This window comes from Streptococcus pacificus, from assembly GCF_016481305.1.
Lineage (GTDB): Bacteria > Bacillota > Bacilli > Lactobacillales > Streptococcaceae > Streptococcus > Streptococcus pacificus.
The window spans coordinates 1-4,938 of record NZ_JAENBO010000009.1 but is presented as its reverse complement, the minus strand read 5'-3'; the positions used below and the strand labels follow the sequence as shown (position 1 = coordinate 4,938).

At 49.7% G+C, this 4,938-nt stretch carries 1 tRNA gene and 3 rRNA genes; all 4 read left to right on the top strand.

Annotation, left to right across the window (positions count from 1 at the left end):
• Nucleotides 1-49: 49 nt before the first annotated feature.
• Nucleotides 50-1,606: ribosomal RNA gene (locus JHK62_RS07865) — 16S ribosomal RNA — on the top strand.
• 83 nt (nt 1,607-1,689) lie between these two features.
• Nucleotides 1,690-1,762: transfer RNA gene (locus JHK62_RS07860), tRNA-Ala, on the top strand.
• A gap of 85 nt (nt 1,763-1,847) precedes the next feature.
• Nucleotides 1,848-4,745, top strand: a 23S ribosomal RNA gene (locus JHK62_RS07855).
• Between the two features lie 75 nt (nt 4,746-4,820).
• Nucleotides 4,821-4,936 (top strand): 5S ribosomal RNA (rrf, locus tag JHK62_RS07850).
• Together the 16S, 23S and 5S rRNA genes with 1 tRNA gene alongside form the textbook arrangement of a ribosomal RNA operon.
• Nucleotides 4,937-4,938: the final 2 nt, after the last annotated feature.

Here is a 4,938-nt window from a genome sequence, read left to right as displayed (position 1 = left end):
AAAAAAGCAATAAATCTGTCAGACGACAGTAATGAGTAAAGACTCAAACTTTAATGAGAGTTTGATCCTGGCTCAGGACGAACGCTGGCGGCGTGCCTAATACATGCAAGTGGAACGCATTTTGATCACCGTAGCTTGCTACACCGATTAAAATGAGTCGCGAACGGGTGAGTAACGCGTAGGTAACCTACCTTCTAGCGGGGGACAACTATTGGAAACGATAGCTAATACCGCATAAGACATTTTATCGCATGATAGGATGTTAAAAGATACAATTGTATCACTAGGAGATGGACCTGCGTTGTATTAGCTAGTTGGTGAGGTAACGGCTCACCAAGGCAGCGATACATAGCCGACCTGAGAGGGTGATCGGCCACACTGGGACTGAGACACGGCCCAGACTCCTACGGGAGGCAGCAGTAGGGAATCTTCGGCAATGGGGGCAACCCTGACCGAGCAACGCCGCGTGAGTGAAGAAGGTTTTCGGATCGTAAAGCTCTGTTGTAAGCGAAGAACAGTGTTAGGAGTGGAAAGTCTAACACATGACGGTAGCTTACCAGAAAGGGACGGCTAACTACGTGCCAGCAGCCGCGGTAATACGTAGGTCTCGAGCGTTGTCCGGATTTATTGGGCGTAAAGCGAGCGCAGGCGGTTAGATAAGTCAGAAGTTAAAGGCTGTGGCTCAACCATAGTACGCTTTTGAAACTGTTTAACTTGAGTGCAGAAGGGGAGAGTGGAATTCCATGTGTAGCGGTGAAATGCGTAGATATATGGAGGAACACCGGTGGCGAAAGCGGCTCTCTGGTCTGTCACTGACGCTGAGGCTCGAAAGCGTGGGTAGCGAACAGGATTAGATACCCTGGTAGTCCACGCCGTAAACGATGAGTGCTAGGTGTTAGACCCTTTCCGGGGTTTAGTGCCGCAGCTAACGCATTAAGCACTCCGCCTGGGGAGTACGACCGCAAGGTTGAAACTCAAAGGAATTGACGGGGGCCCGCACAAGCGGTGGAGCATGTGGTTTAATTCGAAGCAACGCGAAGAACCTTACCAGGTCTTGACATCCCTCTGACCGGCCTAGAGATAGGCTTTCCCTTCGGGGCAGAGGAGACAGGTGGTGCATGGTTGTCGTCAGCTCGTGTCGTGAGATGTTGGGTTAAGTCCCGCAACGAGCGCAACCCTTATTGTTAGTTGCCATCATTTAGTTGGGCACTCTAGCGAGACTGCCGGTAATAAACCGGAGGAAGGTGGGGATGACGTCAAATCATCATGCCCCTTATGACCTGGGCTACACACGTGCTACAATGGTTGGTACAACGAGTCGCAAGCCGGTGACGGCAAGCTAATCTCTTAAAGCCAATCTCAGTTCGGATTGTAGGCTGCAACTCGCCTACATGAAGTCGGAATCGCTAGTAATCGCGGATCAGCACGCCGCGGTGAATACGTTCCCGGGCCTTGTACACACCGCCCGTCACACCACGAGAGTTTGTAACACCCGAAGTCGGTGAGGTAACCTATTAGGAGCCAGCCGCCGAAGGTGGGATAGATGATTGGGGTGAAGTCGTAACAAGGTAGCCGTATCGGAAGGTGCGGCTGGATCACCTCCTTTCTAAGGAAAATCGTAGGAATACGATCGGAATGTACGTTTGCTTGTCTTGTTTAGTTTTGAGAGGTCTAAAAGCTATGAGACGTGGGGCCTTAGCTCAGCTGGGAGAGCGCCTGCTTTGCACGCAGGAGGTCAGCGGTTCGATCCCGCTAGGCTCCATAGGTTAGTAATAACCTAGGATTGATCTTTGAAAATTGAATATCTATCAAATTCCGTATATATAGGAAACTGAAAAAAGAAATAAGGTTAAGTTAATAAGGGCGCACGGTGGATGCCTTGGCACTAGGAGCCGAAGAAGGACGTGACTAACAACGAAATGCTTTGGGGAGCTGTAAGTAAGCGCCGATCCAGAGATATCCGAATGGGGGAACCCACTAGTTAAAGACTAGTATCCATAACTGTTAAGGTTATGAGAAGGAAGACGCAGTGAACTGAAACATCTAAGTAGCTGCAGGAAGAGAAAGCAAACGCGATTGCCTTAGTAGCGGCGAGCGAAACGGCAGGAGGGCAAACCGAAGAGTTTACTCTTCGGGGTTGTAGGACTGTAATGTGGACGTTATCTTTATAGAAGAACTACCTGGGAAGGTAGGCCAAAGAGAGTAAGAGCCTCGTATTTGAAATAGAGATAATACCTAACAGTATCCTGAGTACGGCGAGACACGAGGAATCTCGTCGGAATCTGGGAGGACCATCTCCCAACCCTAAATACTCCCTAGTGACCGATAGTGAACCAGTACCGTGAGGGAAAGGTGAAAAGCACCCCGGAAGGGGAGTGAAATAGAACCTGAAACCGTGTGCCTACAACAAGTTCGAGCCCGTTAATGGGTGAGAGCGTGCCTTTTGTAGAATGAACCGGCGAGTTACGATATCATGCGAGGTTAAGTTGAAGAGACGGAGCCGTAGGGAAACCGAGTCTTAAGAGGGCGAAATAGTATGATGTTGTAGACCCGAAACCAAGTGACCTACCCATGAGCAGGGTGAAGGTGCGGTAAGACGCACTGGAGGCCCGAACCAGGACACGTTGAAAAGTGTTTGGATGACTTGTGGGTAGCGGAGAAATTCCAAACGAACTTGGAGATAGCTGGTTCTCTCCGAAATAGCTTTAGGGCTAGCGTCGACATTAAGAATCATGGAGGTAGAGCACTGTTTGGGTGAGGGGTCCATCCCGGATTACCAATCTCAGATAAACTCCGAATGCCATTGATTTATGGTCGGCAGTCAGACTGCGAGTGCTAAGATCCGTAGTCGAAAGGGAAACAGCCCAGACCACCAGCTAAGGTCCCAAAATAATTGTTAAGTGGAAAAGGATGTGGGGTTGCACAGACAACTAGGATGTTAGCTTAGAAGCAGCTATTCATTCAAAGAGTGCGTAATAGCTCACTAGTCGAGTGACCCTGCGCCGAAAATGTACCGGGGCTAAAACAATTTACCGAAGCTGTGGATTACCGTAAGGTAATGGTAGGAGAGCGTTCTATGTGTGGAGAAGGTATACCGTGAGGAGTGCTGGAACGCATAGAAGTGAGAATGCCGGTATGAGTAGCGCAAGACAGGTGAGAATCCTGTCCACCGTAAGACTAAGGTTTCCAGGGGAAGGCTCGTCCGCCCTGGGTTAGTCGGGACCTAAGGAGAGACCGAAAGGTGTATTCGATGGGCAACAGGTTGATATTCCTGTACTAGATAAATGAGTGATGGAGAGACGCAGTAGGCTAACTAAAGCATGCGAATGGAAGTGCATGTCTAAGCAGTGAGGTGTGGTATGAGTCAAATGCTTATACCTATAACATTGAGCTGTGATGGGGAGCGAAGTTTAGTAGTGAAGTTAGTGATGTCACACTGCCAAGAAAATCTTCTAGCGTTAATTGTTTATCTACCCGTACCGCAAACCGACACAGGTAGTCGAGGCGAGTAGCCTCAGGTGATCGAGAGAACTCTCGTTAAGGAACTCGGCAAAATGACCCCGTAACTTCGGGAGAAGGGGTGCTGTCTTAAAGACAGCCGCAGTGAATAGGCCCAAGCAACTGTTTATCAAAAACACAGCTCTCTGCTAAATCGTAAGATGATGTATAGGGGGTGACGCCTGCCCGGTGCTGGAAGGTTAAGAGGAGTGCTTAGCGTAAGCGAAGGTATGAATTGAAGCCCCAGTAAACGGCGGCCGTAACTATAACGGTCCTAAGGTAGCGAAATTCCTTGTCGGGTAAGTTCCGACCCGCACGAAAGGCGTAATGATTTGGGCACTGTCTCAACGAGAGACTCGGTGAAATTTTAGTACCTGTGAAGATGCAGGTTACCCGCGACAGGACGGAAAGACCCCATGGAGCTTTACTGCAGTTTGATATTGAGTATCTGTAGGACATGTACAGGATAGGTAGGAGCCGATGAATACGGGACGCCAGTTTCGTAGGAGGCGTTGTTGGGATACTACCCTTGTGTTATGGCTACTCTAACCCGATTGGCTTATCGTCAATGGAGACAGTGTCTGACGGGCAGTTTGACTGGGGCGGTCGCCTCCTAAAGAGTAACGGAGGCGCCCAAAGGTTCCCTCAGAATGGTTGGAAATCATTCGCAGAGTGTAAAGGTATAAGGGAGCTTGACTGCGAGAGCTACAACTCGAGCAGGGACGAAAGTCGGGCTTAGTGATCCGGTGGTACCGTATGGAAGGGCCATCGCTCAACGGATAAAAGCTACCCTGGGGATAACAGGCTTATCTCCCCCAAGAGTTCACATCGACGGGGAGGTTTGGCACCTCGATGTCGGCTCGTCGCATCCTGGGGCTGTAGTCGGTCCCAAGGGTTGGGCTGTTCGCCCATTAAAGCGGCACGCGAGCTGGGTTCAGAACGTCGTGAGACAGTTCGGTCCCTATCCGTCGCGGGCGTAGGAAATTTGAGAGGATCTGCTCCTAGTACGAGAGGACCAGAGTGGACTTACCGCTGGTGTACCAGTTGTCTTGCCAAAGGCATCGCTGGGTAGCTATGTAGGGACGGGATAAGCGCTGAAAGCATCTAAGTGCGAAGCCCCCCTCAAGATGAGATTTCCCATGAGTAATCAGTAAGAGCCCTGAGAGAAGATCAGGTTGATAGGTTAGGAGTGTAAGCGTGGTGACATGTTAAGCGGACTAATACTAATAGCTCGAGGACTTATCCAAAAAAAGAGAAGTAGAGAAGCGTCAAGGTGGATCTTGCGATAGATATTCAATTTTGAATGATTAATCATTCATAAGTTAAGTGACGATAGCCTAGGAGATACACCTGTACCCATGCCGAACACAGCAGTTAAGTCCTAGAACGCCTGAAGTAGTTGGGGGTTGCCCCCTGTGAGATAGGGTAGTTGCTTAGCTA